A 16914-nucleotide genomic window follows, 5' to 3' on the forward strand; every position below is an offset into this window, starting at 1 on the left:
GCCTACGCCCCCGTGCAGGGCCCGATCGTCGCTGCCGTAGCGGCCGCCGCGGCCCCCGCGTCCGCGCCCGGGGCGGCAGACGCGGCGCCCCACTTCTCGCCCGACGGAACTCCTTCCCTTGCGCGATGTCTGCCAGGCCTCGGTCAGGCGCCGACGTAGTCCGCGAGGTGTTCACCGGTGAGGGTGGAGCGGTCGGCGACGAGGGCGGCCGGTGTGCCCTCGAAAACGATCTTGCCGCCGTCGTGGCCGGCGCCGGGGCCGAGGTCGATGATCCAGTCGGCATGCGCCATCACCGCCTGGTGGTGCTCGATGACGATGACCGACTTGCCGGAGTCGACGAGCCGGTCGAGCAGGCCGAGCAACTGCTCGACGTCGGCGAGGTGGAGGCCGGTGGTCGGCTCGTCGAGGATGTAGACGCCGCCCTTGTCGGCCATGTGGGTGGCCAGCTTGAGCCGCTGCCGCTCGCCGCCGGACAGCGTGGTGAGCGGCTGGCCGAGGCTGAGGTAGCCGAGCCCGACGTCGGCGAGCCGGTCGAGGATTCTGTGCGCGGCCGGCGTGTGCGCCTCGCCGGCGCCGAAGAACTCCTCGGCTTCCGTCACCGACATCGCGAGCACCTCGCTGATGTCGCGGCCGCCGAGGGTGTACTCGAGGACCGAAGCCTGGAACCGCTTCCCCTCGCAGTCCTCGCAGGTGGTCTCCACGCCGGCCATCATCGCCAGGTCGGTGTAGATGACGCCGGCGCCGTTGCAGTTGGGGCAGGCGCCCTCGGAGTTGGCGCTGAACAGGGCCGGCTTCACGCCGTTGACCTTCGCGAACGCCTTGCGGATCGGGTCGAGCAGTCCGGTGTACGTCGCCGGGTTGCTCCGTCGCGAGCCGCGGATCGGCGCCTGGTCGACCGACACCACGCCCGCGGAGGCGGGGACGGAGCCATGGATCAGTGAGCTCTTACCGGAGCCGGCGACGCCGGTGACGACGCACAGCACCCCGAGCGGGATGTCGACGTCGACGCCCTGCAGGTTGTGGCGGGTGGCGTCGCGGATCTCCAGCGTGCCGGTGGACTTGCGCACCGTCTCCCTGAGGGCGGCCCGGTCGTCGAGGTGGCGGCCGGTGACGGTACCGCTGGCCCGCAGCCCCTCGATGGTGCCCTCGAAGCAGACGGCGCCGCCCGCCGTACCGGCGCCGGGGCCGAGGTCGACGACGTGGTCGGCGATCGCGATGGCCTCGGGCTTGTGCTCCACGACCAGCACCGTGTTGCCTTTGTCCCGCAGTCGCAGCAGCAGGTCGTTCATGCGCTGGATGTCGTGGGGGTGCAGGCCGATGGTGGGCTCGTCGAAGACGTACGTGACGTCGGTGAGCGAGGAGCCGAGGTGGCGGATCATCTTGACGCGCTGCGCCTCGCCGCCCGACAGCGTGCCCGACGGCCGGTCGAGCGCGAGGTAGCCGAGGCCGATCTCCACGAACGAGTCCAGGGTGTGCTGCAGTGCGGTGAGCAGCGGCGCCACCGACGGCTCGTCGAGGCCGCGGATCCATTCGGCCAGGTCGCGGATCTCCATCGCGCAGGCGTCGGCGATGCTGATCCGCTTGATCTTCGACGACCGGGCCCCCTCGCTGAGCCGGGTTCCGTCGCACTCGGGGCAGGTCGTGAAGGTGACCGCACGCTCCACGAAGGCACGGATGTGCGGCTGCATCGCTTCCTTGTCCTTGGACAGGAACGACTTCTGGATCTTGGGGATCAGCCCTTCGTAGGTGAGGTTGACACCGTTGACCTTCACCTTGGTCGGCTCGCCGTAGAGGAAGTCCTGCATTTCCTTCTTGGTGAACCTGCGGATCGGCTTCTGCGGGTCGAGGAAGCCCGACTGGGCGTAGAGCCCCACGGTCCACTGGCTGTCCGACTTCCAGCCGGGGATGGTGAACGCACCCTCGGCGAGCGACTTGGAGTCGTCGTAGAGCTGGGTGAGATCGATGTCGGAGACCGTGCCCCGGCCCTCGCAGCGCGTACACATGCCGCCGGTGCGGTTGAACGTCGCCTTCACCGTCTTCTTGGCACCGCGCTCGACGGTGATCGCACCGCTCGCCCGGACCGAGGCGGTGTTGAAGGAGTACGCGCTGGGCGGCCCGATGTGCGGCTTGCCGAGCCGGCTGAAGAGGATGCGCAGCATCGCGTTGGCGTCGGTGGCGGTACCGACGGTGGAGCGAGGATCGGCCCCCATCCGCTGCTGGTCGACGATGATCGCGGTCGTCAGCCCTTCGAGTACGTCGACCTCCGGCCGCGCCAGCGTCGGCATGAAGCCCTGCACGAAGGCGCTGTAGGTCTCGTTGATCATCCGCTGCGACTCCGCGGCGATCGTGCTGAACACCAGCGAGCTCTTGCCCGAGCCGGAGACGCCGGTGAACACCGTCAGGCGGCGCTTGGGGATCTCGATGCTGACGTCCTTGAGATTGTTCACGCGCGCGCCGTGCACGCGGAGCAGATCGTGGCTGTCGGCGGCGTGCAGCGCAGGCGACTGCGTGTTCCTCTTGGCCGGGCTCATGGTGTCTCCATCTGTCGGGTGGGCCCGCCTTCGCGGTCTCCGTCGGTGTCGCCTGGCTCGATCCAACCAAAATTCGAGCAGTACGTCCGATTCTCTTTTGCTTCGGCCCGTGGAACCTCCGGTTCCCGGCGAAGCGTCCCGCCCACCGACATGTCGGACCGGCCGGCGGCGTGCGGGGCGATGCGGAACGAGAGGTACAGGGTGGCCGAACGCACACGGGTCGAGGCCGGTGCGCGCGGTGAACTGGCCACCCCGCTCCTGCCTCAGGCCGTCGATCCCGAGGACCTCGACATCACCCCCGATCCAGGACACCTCGCGGGTGGGCCAGGGGGCGGGGGCCGCGGCACTCAGTCGGCGCTCATCGGTCCTGAAGCAGCCCGAGGACGTTGCCGTCGGGGTCGGTGACGGTGGCCACCAAGCGACCGCCACCGACATCGTGAGCGGGCTCCTTCACGGTGGCACCCGCGGCGGTCACCTCGGCCAGCTTCGCCTCGATGTCCGGCACGTGCCAGTAGGCCACCGGTGAGGTCATGCCCTGCGGTCCACCGCCCGGCACCAGCCCGATGTGCTGGCCCGCGGCCTCGAAGCCGACGTAGTAGGACTCGTCGGCCTGCGGCGGTACGCCGAGCAGGGCGGCGTACACCTTCTTCGCCGTCGCCAGGTCGGAAACGGGATGCAGCACGGTCTTGATTCCCTGGGTGGAAGAGCCGGTCATGGTCACTCCTGAAGTCGTGGGTCCGGTCGGGGTTGTCCGGCAATCGGCAGCCCGATCGCCTCGGACGGTGATTTCTCCGTTGGCCGTTCGTCTTGACCGGGCCCGGCCCGCAAGAGAAGGAGAACCACCGGAACCACCTCCGCGCGGTCACGCTAACTGCGGCTCGGGGGTCCGCGCTTCTCGAATCCTGATCGGTCCGGGCACCTGTTTCGCGACGCACGACGGGATGCCCGCCGTCGCGCGGAACTGTCCTGCCCAGCGTCGGTGAGCCTGAGCAGTGCCGAGGGGCCCGCGCAGTACACCGCACACGTCGTCGTCGGCCTCCTGCGATTCGCGGGCGAGGTCCGGGCTTACGCGGGCGTGAGCGCCGCCGGACTGCGCGGAGCGGCCGGCTTTCGGCGCTGCCGTCGGCTGAGCGCGTCGCATGAGGCGGGACAGAACAGGCGTCCTGCACATACGACGTGTCCTGTCCCAGATAACTGTGGGCAGGGCGAGGTTCTGACCTGCGGTGCCTATGGTTGAGTGGGACAGCTCGGCGGTCGGTGTCCCGCTCAACCGTAGGCAGCGTGATGGTTCACCCGCGGAGCCAAGCCAGCAGGCGTCGTGGAGTCGGTCGCCATGTGCTGGCTGGCATGGATCGGCGGACCGATTTGGCCTTCCTGACTTGTTGGGCGAGTCGGTATTCGTCCGCCTTGCGGATGAGTTCGTGAGAGCGGATCTGGTGCAACTCGAAGTGCATGCCGCTCGCTCCTACTGCTGGAGCTCCATGACGTCGGCGACCACGCAGCTGACGTTGTCGGGGCCGCCGGAGCCGTTGGCGAGGGCGATGAGTTCGCAGACCGCCTGCTCGGGTTCACTGATCTCGGAGAGCACCCGGTGGATCTCTTCGGTCGGCACGACGGTCGACAGGCCGTCGGAGCAGAGCAGGTAGCGGTCTTTCCGCTGGGCGTCGTGCAGACGCATGTCGGGGGTGCCATCGGCTCCTTGGCCCAGGGCTCGTAGCAACAGGGACCGCTGGGGGTGGGAGGCGGCTTCCTCCGGGGTGAGGCGTCCTTCGTCGACCATCGACTGCACCATGGTGTGATCGTGGGTGATCTGGAACAGCTCTCCGTCGCGCAGGAGGTAGACGCGGGAGTCGCCGATGTGGACGAGGGCCAGCTGTGAGCCGGTCCAGAGCATCGCGGTGAGTGTGGTGCCGGCCTCTTCGGGCGATGAGGCGGGTCCGGCGACGCCGTTGACGGCCTGTTTGGCCTGTTCGATGGCGTCCTCGAGGAGGTTGAGGAGATCGCCTGCCGGGATGCTGTCGGTTTCGAGGCGCTTGAGCGCGTCGACGGCGGCGGCACTTGCGGGGGCTCCTCCGCTGCCGAAGCCGTCGGCGACTGCGAGCAGGCGGGACCCTGCGTAGGCGGTGTCCTGGTTGCTCTCACGGACAAGGCCCGTGTCGGAAAGAGCGGCGTAACGGATTCCCAGGGGCTTAGCAGTCGGAGACATAGCGGGGTCCTTCCAGGACAGATGGCCGATGAGGAAGGAAGCGAGGTCTCGCCGCGCGGCGGTGTCGGCCTCGACCTGGGCCCAGAACGCGCGGACCTCCCGGGCTGCCGGGCCTGCCTCCAGCGTGCAGACGTGCTGGATGCGGGCCAGGGGCATCCCCAGGCGCCGGAGCCAGGCGACCAGCCGGGCTTGCTCCAGCTGTTCCGGGGCGTAGAGACGGTAGCCGGTCACCGGGTCGACGCGAGCGGGAGTTAGCAGACCGAGCTCGTCGTAGAGACGCAGCGCCTTCGGTGACAGCCGGGATGCCTTCGCGAACGTCCCGATAGTCAGCAACCCCATGCCCGCTCTCCTCCTCATGCCGAGCATGTCGCCCGGCCTCACCGATGCTGTGGCTTCCCCCAAGGTGAAGGTCAACCAGAGTCCTGCTCCGGCTCGGTCAGATGGTCTCCCACTCGCTCGTCGGCTGAGCGATCAGTCAAGGACGCCGACCGTCGGTGGGCATCGATGCCTCACCGGGCCGTGGACGCGGTTTGCGCCTCTTGAAGGGTTCAGGAGGCCTTCGATCTGCCTGGCTGTGGCCTCGATGGTGGTGCTGAGCCACGTGCGGCTGGTGCCCCGCAGGGGCGTCTGCAACGGGAAGCGGCGGTGGAATTCGGCGAGGGCATGTGTGGCGGCGAGGAGATCTTCGCTGAGGATGGACTGTCTCCAGTGGACGGATGCGAACAAGCTGATCAATGTGATGTGTTCGGGATATCCAGCTGCGATCCGCCAGGGGGCCGTCTTGTCCGGTTCGACCGTCGGTCCCTTGACTCGGACCAGGTCGTGGAGGAGTTCGACCCGGCGGTTGAGCCGGTAGTGGCGATGGGCCAGACCGCTCCAGAGCTTGCCGGTGGCGTCCAGGCTGGCCAGCGAGCGGCGGGTGCGTGCCGAGCCCAGCGTGTGCCGCCCGGAGCTGACCGCCTTCAGCAGCCGGTAGAACACCGTGCGCGACGGCGGCGGCACCACTCCGGGCCCGTGCTCGGCCTCCAACAGGCGTTCCATCCGGCGCCGCAGCACCTGCGCAGAGACTGTGGACCGGCCCGTCTGCTCGTCCACGACCTTGCGCAGGGCCTCGACCACCCGCCGGTCGGCGCGGCCCGTGCCGTCCGGGGCGGCCCGCAGCCGCGGGTCGACCAGGCCCAGCACTCCTTCGTTCTCGAAGCGGCGCCGCATCCTCTGGATCAGCGCCAGCGACGTACTGTGCCCGGCCGCGGCCAGTTCGGCGGCCTTGGCCAGCTCCCGCTGCCGGAGCGACCTCACCGCCGGGTCGTACTCGGCCCGCGCCGGCCCCTGTGGAGCGTCCAGCGGACGGCCCGTGAGCATCTCCACCAAGTGCCGCTGCCACCACTTGGCCCGCTCCACTGCTTTGGCCGGAAACCCTTCCAGCACCCCAGCCGCCGGGACCACCGTCCGCACCGAGGCCGGTGTGACCACCTCGAAGCCGCTGGAGGACAGCAGGTGGGCCAGCATCACCACGCTCGCCGACTGTGTCTCGTCGACCAGCCGGACAGCGGTCCCTTCCAGGGCGGCAACCGTGTGCAGGCGTCCGTCGAACCGGACCAGGTCACCCGCTCGCAACAGCCGCGGCTGCGACGGCATCCCCGCCCCCTTCCCGCACCACGCCGAGCCGGACCCGCGTGTCCGCCGACAACAGCCCGGACTCCAGATTCACGGCCGGGACCCAGCCGTACATGCCTACAGAAGAGCGGGACTGCCTACACATCGCAGAGACAGGACACCTGCACATACGACGCTCGGGCTCACTCGGTCACGTACCGTGATGCGGAACACTATTGCAAGCACGTGCTTGCAATAGTTAGCGGTGATGGCGCACTATCGAGGCATGGCATCACTCAACGTCGGCAATCTCGGCGAGTACCTGCGCGAGCAGCGTCGCACTGCTCAGCTGTCGCTGCGGCAGCTCGCCGATGCCGCCGGGGTGTCCAATCCGTATCTCAGCCAGATCGAACGCGGGCTGCGCAAGCCGAGCGCCGAGGTGCTGCAGCAGGTCGCCAAGGCCCTGCGGATCTCCGCGGAGACCCTCTATGTGCGGGCCGGGATTCTGGACGAGCGGGAGCGGGAGGAGCTGGAGACCCGGGCGGTCATCCTTGCCGATCCGTCCATAAACGAGCGGCAGAAGAACGTGCTGCTGCAGATCTACGACTCCTTCCGCAAGGAGAACGGGTTCGAATCCGGCTCCGGCGACACCGATGACGAATCCGGCCTCAGCGCCGACGGCACAGATGCCGATACAGCTTCAAAGCCTTCACCACCCTCAAACTGAGTCTGATGATCCGGGAGGACCACAGTCATGGCCATCACCGATGACCTGCGTAAGACCCTCACCGACCCGACCCCTCTCTACTTCGCCGCCGGTACGGCCGACCTCGCCGTCGAGCAGGCGCGGAAGGTCCCGGCACTGATCGAGCAGCTGCGGGCCGAGGCGCCCGAGCGGTTCGAGGCCGTGCGCAACGCCGACCCGCGGGCCGTGCAGGAGAAGGTGACCACGCAGGCCAAGGAGGCGCAGGCCACCGTGCAGGCCAAGGTCACCGAGGTGCTCGGCTCGCTCGACACCGATCTGAAGAAGCTCGGCGAGTCCGCTCAGGACCTGGCGCTGCGGAGCCTGGGTGTGGCCGCGGAGTACGCGGTCCGGGCCCGGGAGACGTACGAGAAGGTCGCCGAGCGCGGCGAGCAGACCGTGAAGACGTGGCGTGGCGAGACCGCCGAGGATCTTGTCGAGATCGCCGTCGTGGTCGAGCCGCGGCGGGAGTCCGAGCCGAAGCCGAAACCGGCGCCTGCCGCGAAGAGCGAGCCGAAGAGCGCTGCCAAGGCGGAGACCCGGACCGCCGGCACGCCCGCCAAGAAGGCGCCGACGCCCGCGCGCAAGCCTGTGGCGAAGAAGACCACGCCGCCGACCGCCAAGTAGCGCCGCGGCCGATGTGTACCGGGGCGCGGGTCGGGCACCTTTCGGGGTGGCCGGCTCGTTGTCCCGGTACCTTGGCGGCGAGGCGCTCATCCATTCATTAGGCGGTGCACACCATGTTGCTCACGGGGTTCAGCACACTTGTCTGGCTGCTCTACCTGATCATGCTCGTCCTGGCCGTGGTCGCGCTGTTCCTGGCCGCGACGGCACGCGAGGATGCATACCGCGCCGCGGACAAGCAGAAGAAGTCCTTCTGGCTGATCATTCTCGGCATCACCGTTGCCGTGAACCTCTTCGTGCCGATGCTGTTCCTGCAGCTTGCGGGCGCGGTCGCGTCGATCGTCTTCATGGTCGACGTACGGCCCGCGCTGAAGGCGGTCTCCGGTGGCGGCGGCCGGCGCGGTGGCTCCAGCAGCGACGGCCCCTACGGGCCCTACAACGGCGGGCGCTGAGCACTCACGGGTGACGCCGATCCGGGGCGGGGGCGCGGAAGGGACGCGCTCCGGCCCCGATCACCATTGCGGCTCCGGTCGGTGCTCCGGTCGCGGTCGAGCAGCAGGACCGCGACGTCGTCGGTGAGTTCGCCGCCGTTCAGCTCGCGCACCTCGGCGACGGCCGCCTCCAGCAGCGCCTCGCCGCTGAGCCCCTCCGCCAGCTGGCGGTTGATCATCGCGACCATGCCTTCCTGGCCGAGCCGCTGTGTTCCGGTCGGCCCGACGCGGCCCTCGATCAGCCCGTCCGTGTACATCATCAGGCTCCACGACCCGCCGAGTTCGACCTGGCGGCGCGGCCAGCGGGCGTGCGGCAGCAGGCCCAGCGCCGGGCCGCCGTCCTCGTACGGGAGCAGCTGCGCCGCCCGTTCGTGGCGAGTGATCAGCGGGGCGGGGTGGCCCGCCAGGCAGAGCCCGGCGCGCCGGCCGTCGGGGGTGATGTCGACGGTGCAGAGCGTCGCGAAGATCTCCTCGCTCTCCCGTTCGTGCTCCAGAACCTGCTGGAGCGTGGAGAGCAGTTCGTCGCCGCAGAGTCCTGCCAGCGTCAACGCCCGCCACGCTATGCGCAGTTCGACGCCGAGAGCCGCCTCGTCCGGGCCGTGGCCGCAGACGTCACCGATCATCGCGTGGACGGTGCCGTCGGGAGTACGGACCGTGTCGTAGAAGTCCCCGCCGAGCAGCGCACGGCTGCGGCCGGGGCGGTAGCGGGCGGCGAACCGCAGATCGGAGCCCTGCAGCAGCGGGGTGGGCAGCAGCCCGCGTTCCAGGCGGGCGTTCTCCTGGGCGCGCAGTTTCGACTCGGTGAGCTGGTGCTGCGCGACATCGGCGCGTTTGCGTTCGACGGCGTAACGGATGGCGCGCGTGAGCAGCCGCCCGTCGAGCTCGCCGCGGAAGAGGTAGTCCTGGGCGCCGACGCGTACCGCCTCGGCGGCCAGCTCGGTGTCGTCCTCCGCGGTGAGGGCGAGGACGGCGTGGCGCGGTGCGATCCGCAGCACGTGCTTGAGGGTGGCGAGCTCGGCGGGCCCCTCGGCACCCCCGTCGGCGCGTGTCTCGCTGCTGGGCGGCAGGGCCAGGTCCAGCAGGATGCAGTCGACGTCGTCCGTGAGGAGCCGACCGGCCTCGGTCAGATTGCGGGCGGTCCGGATGCGGACCCGGGTGCCGGCCGCGGCAGGGAGCTCGGGGACGGTGAGGGTGCCGGCCGGGTCGTCCTCGATCACCAGGAGGGTGAGGTGGGCGACGTGGGTGGCCTCCGCGGCGGGAGCGACGCGCTGCTGCGGTACGGGTACGGGCATAGGTTCGGTTTCCTTCCCTCCCCCCGAGGGCGCGGCGGAACGACGATCGACGACCCACCAGACCGGGACCATAGCGGTACTGGACATGCGAACGGAATGGCGAATGTCATCCGACCCCTGGCATATGCGGAGCCATAAGCCGCGTCCCGTCACGGATCCGGCGGGAAATGCGCACCCTTGGGCTGTCCGAGGGTCATGACGAACATCACCCCTGCGGTGTGGGCGCGGGTGGCGTGCCTCACGGCGCGGCGGAGCGAGCGCGTGGTCCGGGTCACTCGCGGGGGGCGGCCCGTATCCGTACCGGCGTGGCCCCGTCACCGGTCCGGGCGAACCACCCCGAGGATCTCCATCGAGCCCGCCCCCGCGAGCGTCACGTTCCGCCCCGGGCGCGGTGCGTGCACGATGGCGCCGTCGCCGATGTACATCCCCACATGGCTGGCGTCACCGTGGTAAATGATCAGGTCGCCGGGGCGCATGTCCTTGACGGCGATGTGCGGCAGCTGCCGCCACTGCTCCTGCGAGGTGCGCGGGATCGGCCGTCCCGCCGCGGCCCACGCCTGGGACGTCAGGCCCGAGCAGTCGTACGATCCGGGGCCCTCGGCCCCCCAGACGTACGGCTTGCCGATCTGGGCCGTCGCGAAGGCCACCGCCTTCTTTCCGCGCGCGCTCGCCTCGCGGTTGATGTCCTTGAGGGCGCCGGAGCCGAGCCAGGCGGTCTGCGCCTTGTACTCCGCCTCCTGCTCCAGCTCGAGGAGGCGCGCCCGCTCCTCCTTCTCCAGCTGCGATTCCAGCTTCTTCGCCGCTGCGATCTGCCCGTTGATCCGCTTCTTGGCCTTGGCCTGTTTGAGGCGATTGGCCTCGAGCTTCTTCCAGTTGCTGCTCGCGTCCTCGGTGTACGTCTCCAAGTCCTCCTGGGTCCTGGTCAGTTCGCCGAGGACCCCCTTGGCGGCCTGCTGGCCCTGCCAGACCCTGTTCACACCGTCCATGAACATCCGCGGGTCGTCGCTGAGCATCATCTGCGCGCCCGGTGGCAGCCCGCCGGTGCGGTACTGCTCGCGGGCCTGGGCGCCCGCCCGGCTCTTGAGGTCGGCGATCTTCGCCTGTCCCGCGACGATCGCCTGCGCCAGTTTGACGATCTCGCCGGACTGCTTCTTCGCCTGCTCCTCGGCGAGGTTGTACGCGTCGGTGGCCGCCCCGGCCTTGCGGTAGAGGGCGTCGATCTCCTCGCGCACCTCTTCGAGGCTCTTCTTCTGCGGACCTGCCGGTGAGGTGGGGGAGGAGGGGGAGGGGGGTGGTGTGGCGAAGGCCTGGGTCGGCACGGTCAGTACGGCCAGAGCGCAGACCAGAGTGATCGCGGCAGCGGCACAGTGACGTCGGTTCACAAGCTCCCCCTCCGAGCGGATCTGATTTACCGTCAGTAACTTTTCGTGGCGTCGCGATCGTGCCATGCCGTACCGAAAAGCAACAGAGGCATTCCCCTTCATCCCGGACGAACGGCGTCGCGTCCGTGTTCCCGGTTGCGCCCCGAACCGCACCTGTTCAGTGCCTGTTGGTCCGCCGCTCGGCGTCCGTCGGGCCACCGCCCCGCGCCTGTTCGGCTACCGCTCGGGCCGCAACGCCGTCCATTCCACCGTGACTTCACCTTGCCGCCACCGTCGTACCCCGTCCGTCAGCGGCCAGTCCCCCGACAGCGTGCGCACCGCGGTGATCCAGCGCTGCCGCGCACCCAGTGAGGCGTACGGAGCCGCCGCGGCCCACGCCCGGTCGAAGTCGCGCAGGAACGCGTGGACCGGTTCACCCGGCACATTGCGGTGGATCAGCGCTTTGGGGAGGCGTTCCGCGAGGTCGGAGGGGCGGTCGAGGGAGCCGAGGCGGGTTGCGAACGTGACCGTGCGCGGGCCTTCCGGGCCGAGCGCCACCCACACATGGCGGCGTCCGATCTCGTCGCAGGTGCCCTCCACCAGAAGCCCGTCGGGGGCGAGCCGGGCGCACAGCCGCCGCCAGACCGCGGCGACCTCACCCTCGTCATACTGGCGCAGCACGTTCGCCGCCCGGATGAGGGTGGGGCGGCCGGTCAGCGGGATCTCGAAGCCGCCGTGGACGAAGGTGAGGCCCTCGCGCTCGTACGGCTTCGCCGCCGCGACCCGCTCCGGGTCGATCTCGATGCCGACGACCGCCGTGCGCGGCTCGGCGGTGCGCAAGCGTTGCAGCAGCTCGACGGCGGTCCAGGGGGCAGCGCCGTATCCGAGGTCGACCGCGACGGGGGCGTCGGAGCGTCGCAGGGCGGGGCCGTGCGTGGCGGCGATCCAGCGGTCCATGCGGCGGAGCCGGTTCGGGTTGGTGGTCCCGCGGGTCGCGGTGCCGATGGGGCGCATGACAGCGAGCCTAACGATCCCGCGGACCCGGGCGGGCCGCGGTGACGCGCCGTAGCTGATCGTAATGATTTGGCAAAACGGAGACGGAAGCGGAAATGAAAGGGCGCGTTCCGCTGTTTTAGGTCTCCGAGGGGGCCCATGCCCCTTCAGTGTCATGCCCCGAGCGAGGAGGACCGGACGACGTGAGCCAGTACGTCTCTCGGCTCGGCAGCAACCGCATGGCGCCACGCCTGAGGTTCCCCGGCGCCTTCCCCGGCAGTCACCGCAAACCGCGGCGCATCGCGATGCTCTCCGTGCACACCTCCCCGTTGCACCAGCCGGGCACGGGCGACGCGGGCGGCATGAACGTCTACATCGTGGAGCTGGCCAGACGGCTGGCCGCGATCAACATCGAGGTGGAGATATTCACCCGGGCCACCACCGGCGCCCTGCCCCCGGCGGTCGAGCTGGCGCCCGGCGTCCTGGTGCGGCACGTCGACGCGGGGCCGTACGAAGGTCTGGCCAAGGAGGACCTGCCCGCCCAGCTCTGCGCCTTCACCCACGGGGTGATGCAGGCCTGGGCCGGCCAGCGCCCGGGCTACTACGACCTGGTGCACTCCCACTACTGGCTCTCCGGCCATGTCGGCTGGCTCGCCGCGCAGCGCTGGGGCGTTCCCCTCGTGCATGCCATGCACACCATGGCGAAGGTGAAGAACGCGGCGCTCGCCGAGGGCGACACCCCCGAGCCGGCCGCCCGGGTCATCGGCGAGACCCAGATCGTCAGCGCCGCCGACCGGCTGATCGCGAACACCGCGGAGGAGGCGGACGAGCTCGTCCGGTTCTACGAGGCCGATCCGGCGGCCGTCGCCGTCGTCCACCCCGGGGTCAACCTGGAACGCTTCCGCCCGGCCGACGGGCGGGCCGCCGCCCGGGCCCGCCTCGGACTGCCCCAGGACGCCTTCATCCCGGTCTTCGCCGGCCGTATCCAGCCGCTGAAGGCCCCTGATGTACTGCTGCGCGCGGTGGCCGTGCTGCTGGACCGCGATCCCTCGCTGCGGTCCCGGATGGTCGTACCGGTGGTCGGCGGCCCCAGCGGCAGCGGGCTCGCCAAGCCGGAGGGTCTGCAGAAGCTGGCGGCGCGGCTCGGGATCGCGGATGTCGTACGGTTCCACCCGCCGGTCGGGCAGGACCAGCTCGCCGACTGGTTCCGGGCGGCGTCCGTGCTGGTCATGCCCTCGTACAGCGAATCGTTCGGCCTGGTCGCCATCGAGGCGCAGGCGGCAGGCACCCCGGTCGTCGCGGCGGCCGTCGGCGGACTGCCGGTGGCGGTACGGGACGGCGTGAGCGGCTTCCTGATCCCCGGGCACGACCCGCAGGCGTACGCGCAGCAGCTGGCCCGGTTCGCCGAGTCGCCGGAGCTCGTCGCCAGGATGGGTGCGGCGGCCGCCGCGCATGCGCAGGGCTTCGGCTGGGACACGGCGGCGTCCGCGACCGCCGACGTCTACACGGCCGCGCTGCACGAGCACCGCCGTCGCGTACGCCTGCACCACGGCTGACGCACGCGCGAGCCCATGACCGAGGCGCGCGAGCGCCACGGCGGACCCGCGCGCACCCACGCCCCATGCGCGCATCCCGGCTGACGCCCGCGCGCAGCCACCGCTGACGTACGCTCACCCCATGGCTGACGTATCCGCCGCAGCGGCAACAGCGCAGGTCATCGAGGCGACGTTGAAGGACGCCGAGCTCGAGTGGGAGAGCCCCGAGTCCGGTAGCTACGTCGTGAAGCTGCCCGGTACCCGCAAGCTGTCCACCACCTGCTCCCTCATCGTCGGCGCGCACTCGCTCTCCCTCAACGCGTTCGTCATCCGCCACCCGGACGAGAACGACGCGGCGGTCCACCGTTGGCTGCTGGAGCGCAACCTGCGGCTCTTCGGCGTGAGTTACGCGATCGACCGGCTCGGTGACATCTATCTCGTCGGCCGGCTGCCGCTCTCCGTGGTCACCCCCGAGGAGCTGGACCGGCTGCTCGGCGTCGTCCTGGAAGCGGCCGACGGCTCCTTCAACACACTGCTGGAGCTGGGCTTCGCGAGCGCGATCCGCAAGGAGTACGCGTGGCGGGTGTCGCGCGGCGAGTCCACGCGGAACCTGGACGCGTTCACGCATCTGACCCAGCGCCCCACCAACTGACCCTCTCGGTCTGCCCAATTTGGCGGCGCACGACTCTTTCGCTGTGCCGCCGCACCGTGGCATGCTCACCGCCGACGCAAACATGAACGTCGTTCACATGTATGAAAGGCGGGTCGGTTCGATGGCTTCTGTGGGGAACATCAGCAGACGTGGACTGCTCGGCAGCGCGGTGGCCGTGGCCGCAGCCGCGGCGACCGGCGCGATCGGCGCGGGGACCGCCCGGGCGGCTACGCAGGGCGGTCACTCTTCGGGCAGCGTCACCCCCCTCTGGCGCGAGTTCGCCGCCACCCCCTTCACTCACGCCCAGGTCCCGTTCATCGGCCGGGCCGGCTACCGGGGCGGCTCCGACCTCCCCCGGCACCACAAAGTCGTCGCCAACGTCCTGCACTACGGCGCCGAACCGGACGGCTCCGCCGACGCCGCCCCCGCGATCAACCGTGCCATCGCCGCTGCCGGAGAGCGTGGCGGTGGCACGGTGCTCATTCCCGCAGGCACGTACCGCATCGACGACATCATCCGGATCGGCCACAGCGATGTGGTGGTGCGCGGTGCGGGCAGCGGACGTACGAAGCTGTACGCGACCAAGAACCTCACCGAGCTGATCGGCGTGTACGGCAGCCGCTACGGCGGCGACAAGTCCAGCTGGTCCTGGGCCGGCGGCCTCATCTGGCTATGCCCCGAGGACCGTTGGACCTCGCTCACCGACGCCATCAAGGCGAAGGCCTGGCCCTTCGAGGGCTGGACCGGCAACAAGCGCGACGAGTGGCAGACACTGACGACGGTCGCACCCGCCCGCCGCGGCGACCGGTCGATCACCGTCGAGTCCACGAAGCAGCTGAAGCGCGGCGGGCTCGTCCTGCTCCGCCTCGCCGACGACGCCGACCACACCCTCCTGGAGCACATGGCGGGCGGCGGCCCCGGCCCCGAGGCGTACTACTGGGACGACAAGACCAAGCTGACCTCGTACGTTCCCTACGAGTGGCCGGTCCGCATCACTGCCGTACACGGCCACGAGGTAACCCTGGAGCGCCCGCTTCCGCTGGATGTCCGCCCCGAGTGGGACCCGCGCCTGACCACGCTCGCCACCCCGTTGACCGGCTCCGGCGTCGAGGGCCTCACCCTCGAGGCGGTCGAGACCCTGCAGTCGCAGCATCTGCTCGACAAGGGATACAACGGGGTCGCCTTCCAATGCGCGTACGACTGCTGGGCGGACGACATCACCGTCCGCCACGTCGACAACGGCTTCGGGCTGATCGGAGCGTCCGCCTGCACCCTGCGCCGCACACGGGTCGAGGGCCGCGGCTCCCACCACCCGTACTACTGCCGTGAGGGCTCGCACGACAACCTGATCGAGGACTTCACCATCGCTCAGCGCACCGTCCCGGCGCCCGCGGGGACGCAGCTGCACGGCATCAACGTCGAGGGGCTGTCCAGCCACAACGTCTGGTCACGCGGCGAGATGGAGATGGGGACGTTCGACTCGCACCGCGGGATGCCGTTCGCCAACGTCCGCACCGACATCACGGTGAACAACAACGGCCGGCACGGCGGCGACGCGAGCGCGGGACCGCTCTTCGGCGCCCGCTTCACGCACTGGAACATCCGGGTCACCAACGGGCGGGCCGGCCTGATGCGGATCGACGGGCTCGCCCCGTACAGCGCGACGGTCGGCGTCAGCGAGGTGACGGAGTTCGACCAGATCGATGTCCCGGACTTCACCGGCGACCTGCACACGCGGCTGGAGGCGTACGGCACACCGGAAGCGGTGTGGCCGCCGAACCTGCACGACGCACAGCGCGCCCTGGTGCGCTGAGGGGCCTCGGCGCTGTGGTCACTCCCGGGTCCGCAGCGCCGACTCGACGTCCACCAGCGCCGATTCGAGCTGCGGCCCGACCTCGCGCCGTACCCACTCCCGCATCTCGGCGGGGGAGCGGCGGGGGACGGTCTCCACCAGCATGATCAGGTAGAGATAGCAGCGGTAGAGCGCGAGCCGCAGCCGCAGGGACGAGTCGAACACCACGGCCCCGTCCGCCGCCGCCGACGCATATCCGGCGAGGAGATCCTCGTCCTTCTCCACATCCCCGAGCAGGGCGAGCGAGACGAAGTCGGCGGCCGGGTCGCCCCAGAACATCCGCTCCCCGTCGATGATCCCGCCGATCGTCCGGGCCCCCGGCTCCCCGTCGACGAGCAGATTGCCCTGCCACAGGTCGAAGTGGACGAGGGCGGGCCGGGTGACGTCGTCGAGGACGGGCGCCGCAGCGGCGAGCAGCGCGCGGATCGGGTCCGTCGGGCGCGGCAGCCGGGCACTGTACGTGTCCGCGTCGGCGAGCACGGCGTCCGTCATGGCGGTGAACGCCTGCCGCCAGGTCGGGGCCAACGGGCCCAGCGCCAGGGCCGGATAGCCGAATCCGCCGGGGCCGGTGACGGAGTGGAGCCGCCCGACGAGCCGCCCCAGCTCATGCCTGAGCCGCCGCTCCTCGCGGTCCGCCAGGGCGGGGCTGATCCCGTGCCAGGGCTGCCCGGGGCAGGCCGACATGATCAGGTACGGTCCGGTCGCGGAGCCGGGATCGAGCCGGCTGTGCACGACACCGGGGACCGTGACGTCCCCCGTCGCTGCCGCCGCCGAGTAGAAGGTGACCTCGTTGACCAGGAGGTCGCGCTCGTAGCTCATCCCCGCGGCGGTCGGCGGCGGCGGTATCTTCACCACCCAGTCCCGCCCGTCGGTGAGCGTGACGCGGGTGACGGTGTTGTACGTGCCACCGGTGAGCGGGCTGCACGCCGCGATGCGGCCCGCCCCGATCCCGATGTCGTCGAGGACGGTGGAGACGGTTGCTCGGCTCTGCATGTGCCTGCCCCTTTGCGCCGGTTGTGGACCGGACCGTGCTGCGCCG

The 16914-nt window shown here is 70.2% G+C and carries 14 protein-coding genes; 6 read left to right on the forward strand and 8 right to left on the reverse strand.

Features of this window, described 5'->3' with window-relative positions; genetic code table 11:
• Positions 1-143: 143 nt before the first annotated feature.
• From ACIA8E_RS31165 to ACIA8E_RS31180, 4 genes are all read right to left on the reverse strand, one after another.
• Entirely contained in the window at positions 144-2531 is a 2388-nt protein-coding gene (locus tag ACIA8E_RS31165) for an ATP-binding cassette domain-containing protein (RefSeq protein WP_399303025.1), read from the reverse strand.
• A 358-nt stretch (positions 2532-2889) separates the two neighbouring features.
• Positions 2890-3246, reverse strand: coding sequence for a VOC family protein (locus ACIA8E_RS31170; protein ID WP_399303027.1), 357 nt, complete (start codon positions 3244-3246; stop codon positions 2890-2892).
• Positions 3247-3996: 750 nt separating this feature from the next.
• Positions 3997-5076 (reverse strand): protein phosphatase 2C domain-containing protein, encoded by a 1080-nt coding sequence (locus ACIA8E_RS31175; RefSeq protein WP_399303029.1) that lies wholly within the window; start codon positions 5074-5076, stop codon positions 3997-3999.
• A 132-nt stretch (positions 5077-5208) separates the two neighbouring features.
• A complete protein-coding gene (locus tag ACIA8E_RS31180; protein WP_399303031.1) occupies positions 5209-6375 on the reverse strand; it encodes a hypothetical protein in 1167 nt (388 codons plus the stop codon).
• Positions 6376-6619: 244 nt separating this feature from the next.
• On the opposite strand from ACIA8E_RS31180, the gene ACIA8E_RS31185 reads away from it, so the two are divergent.
• The 3 genes from ACIA8E_RS31185 (at position 6620) to ACIA8E_RS31195 (ending at position 8151) form a co-directional block, all read left to right on the forward strand.
• Complete coding sequence (locus ACIA8E_RS31185; protein ID WP_030977785.1) at positions 6620-7060, forward strand: helix-turn-helix domain-containing protein; 441 nt, start codon at positions 6620-6622, stop codon at positions 7058-7060.
• Between the two features lie 27 nt (positions 7061-7087).
• Positions 7088-7702, forward strand: a complete 615-nt coding sequence (locus tag ACIA8E_RS31190) for a hypothetical protein (RefSeq protein WP_399303033.1) — start codon at positions 7088-7090, stop codon at positions 7700-7702.
• 113 nt (positions 7703-7815) lie between these two features.
• Complete coding sequence (locus ACIA8E_RS31195; protein WP_030929444.1) at positions 7816-8151, forward strand: DUF2516 family protein; 336 nt, start codon at positions 7816-7818, stop codon at positions 8149-8151.
• On the opposite strand, the gene ACIA8E_RS31200 is transcribed toward ACIA8E_RS31195, so the two are convergent.
• From ACIA8E_RS31200 to ACIA8E_RS31210, 3 genes are all read right to left on the reverse strand, one after another.
• Entirely contained in the window at positions 8133-9482 is a 1350-nt protein-coding gene (locus tag ACIA8E_RS31200; protein ID WP_399303035.1) for a PP2C family protein-serine/threonine phosphatase, read from the reverse strand. The two genes, ACIA8E_RS31195 and ACIA8E_RS31200, sit on opposite strands and share 19 nt — an antisense overlap.
• Positions 9483-9796: 314 nt before the next feature.
• Positions 9797-10864 (reverse strand): C40 family peptidase, encoded by a 1068-nt coding sequence (locus ACIA8E_RS31205; RefSeq protein WP_399303037.1) that lies wholly within the window; start codon positions 10862-10864, stop codon positions 9797-9799.
• A gap of 216 nt (positions 10865-11080) precedes the next feature.
• Complete coding sequence (locus ACIA8E_RS31210) at positions 11081-11857, reverse strand: class I SAM-dependent methyltransferase (protein ID WP_399303039.1); 777 nt, start codon at positions 11855-11857, stop codon at positions 11081-11083.
• 182 nt (positions 11858-12039) lie between these two features.
• On the opposite strand from ACIA8E_RS31210, the gene mshA reads away from it, so the two are divergent.
• The 3 genes from mshA (at position 12040) to ACIA8E_RS31225 (ending at position 15836) form a co-directional block, all read left to right on the forward strand.
• On the forward strand, positions 12040-13392 hold the full coding sequence (gene mshA / locus ACIA8E_RS31215) for a D-inositol-3-phosphate glycosyltransferase (protein WP_399303041.1): 1353 nt from the start codon (positions 12040-12042) through the stop codon (positions 13390-13392).
• Between the two features lie 121 nt (positions 13393-13513).
• Positions 13514-14023 carry a YbjN domain-containing protein gene (locus ACIA8E_RS31220; protein WP_030929458.1) on the forward strand — a complete coding sequence of 170 codons (510 nt, stop codon included), beginning with the start codon at positions 13514-13516 and terminating at the stop codon, positions 14021-14023.
• 121 nt (positions 14024-14144) lie between these two features.
• Positions 14145-15836 (forward strand): glycosyl hydrolase family 28-related protein, encoded by a 1692-nt coding sequence (locus tag ACIA8E_RS31225; RefSeq protein WP_399303043.1) that lies wholly within the window; start codon positions 14145-14147, stop codon positions 15834-15836.
• Between the two features lie 18 nt (positions 15837-15854).
• On the opposite strand, the gene ACIA8E_RS31230 is transcribed toward ACIA8E_RS31225, so the two are convergent.
• Positions 15855-16868, reverse strand: a complete 1014-nt coding sequence (locus tag ACIA8E_RS31230) for a phosphotransferase family protein (protein WP_399303046.1) — start codon at positions 16866-16868, stop codon at positions 15855-15857.
• Positions 16869-16914: the final 46 nt, after the last annotated feature.

Origin of the sequence: Streptomyces sp. NPDC051664, from assembly GCF_044453545.1 — a bacterium.
Lineage (GTDB): Bacteria > Actinomycetota > Actinomycetes > Streptomycetales > Streptomycetaceae > Streptomyces.

Bases quoted from the DNA above. Each gene is read 5' to 3' on its own strand.
- ACIA8E_RS31165 (WP_399303025.1), bottom strand. From the start codon at position 2,531: ATGAGCCCGGCCAAGAGGAACACGCAGTCGCCTGCGCTGCACGCCGCC.
- ACIA8E_RS31170 (WP_399303027.1), bottom strand. From the start codon at position 3,246: ATGACCGGCTCTTCCACCCAGGGAATCAAGACCGTGCTGCATCCCGTT.
- ACIA8E_RS31175 (WP_399303029.1), bottom strand. From the start codon at position 5,076: ATGGGGTTGCTGACTATCGGGACGTTCGCGAAGGCATCCCGGCTGTCA.
- ACIA8E_RS31180 (WP_399303031.1), bottom strand. From the start codon at position 6,375: ATGCCGTCGCAGCCGCGGCTGTTGCGAGCGGGTGACCTGGTCCGGTTC.
- ACIA8E_RS31185 (WP_030977785.1), top strand. From the start codon at position 6,620: ATGGCATCACTCAACGTCGGCAATCTCGGCGAGTACCTGCGCGAGCAG.
- ACIA8E_RS31190 (WP_399303033.1), top strand. From the start codon at position 7,088: ATGGCCATCACCGATGACCTGCGTAAGACCCTCACCGACCCGACCCCT.
- ACIA8E_RS31195 (WP_030929444.1), top strand. From the start codon at position 7,816: ATGTTGCTCACGGGGTTCAGCACACTTGTCTGGCTGCTCTACCTGATC.
- ACIA8E_RS31200 (WP_399303035.1), bottom strand. From the start codon at position 9,482: ATGCCCGTACCCGTACCGCAGCAGCGCGTCGCTCCCGCCGCGGAGGCC.
- ACIA8E_RS31210 (WP_399303039.1), bottom strand. From the start codon at position 11,857: ATGCGCCCCATCGGCACCGCGACCCGCGGGACCACCAACCCGAACCGG.
- ACIA8E_RS31220 (WP_030929458.1), top strand. From the start codon at position 13,514: ATGGCTGACGTATCCGCCGCAGCGGCAACAGCGCAGGTCATCGAGGCG.
- ACIA8E_RS31225 (WP_399303043.1), top strand. From the start codon at position 14,145: ATGGCTTCTGTGGGGAACATCAGCAGACGTGGACTGCTCGGCAGCGCG.
- ACIA8E_RS31230 (WP_399303046.1), bottom strand. From the start codon at position 16,868: ATGCAGAGCCGAGCAACCGTCTCCACCGTCCTCGACGACATCGGGATC.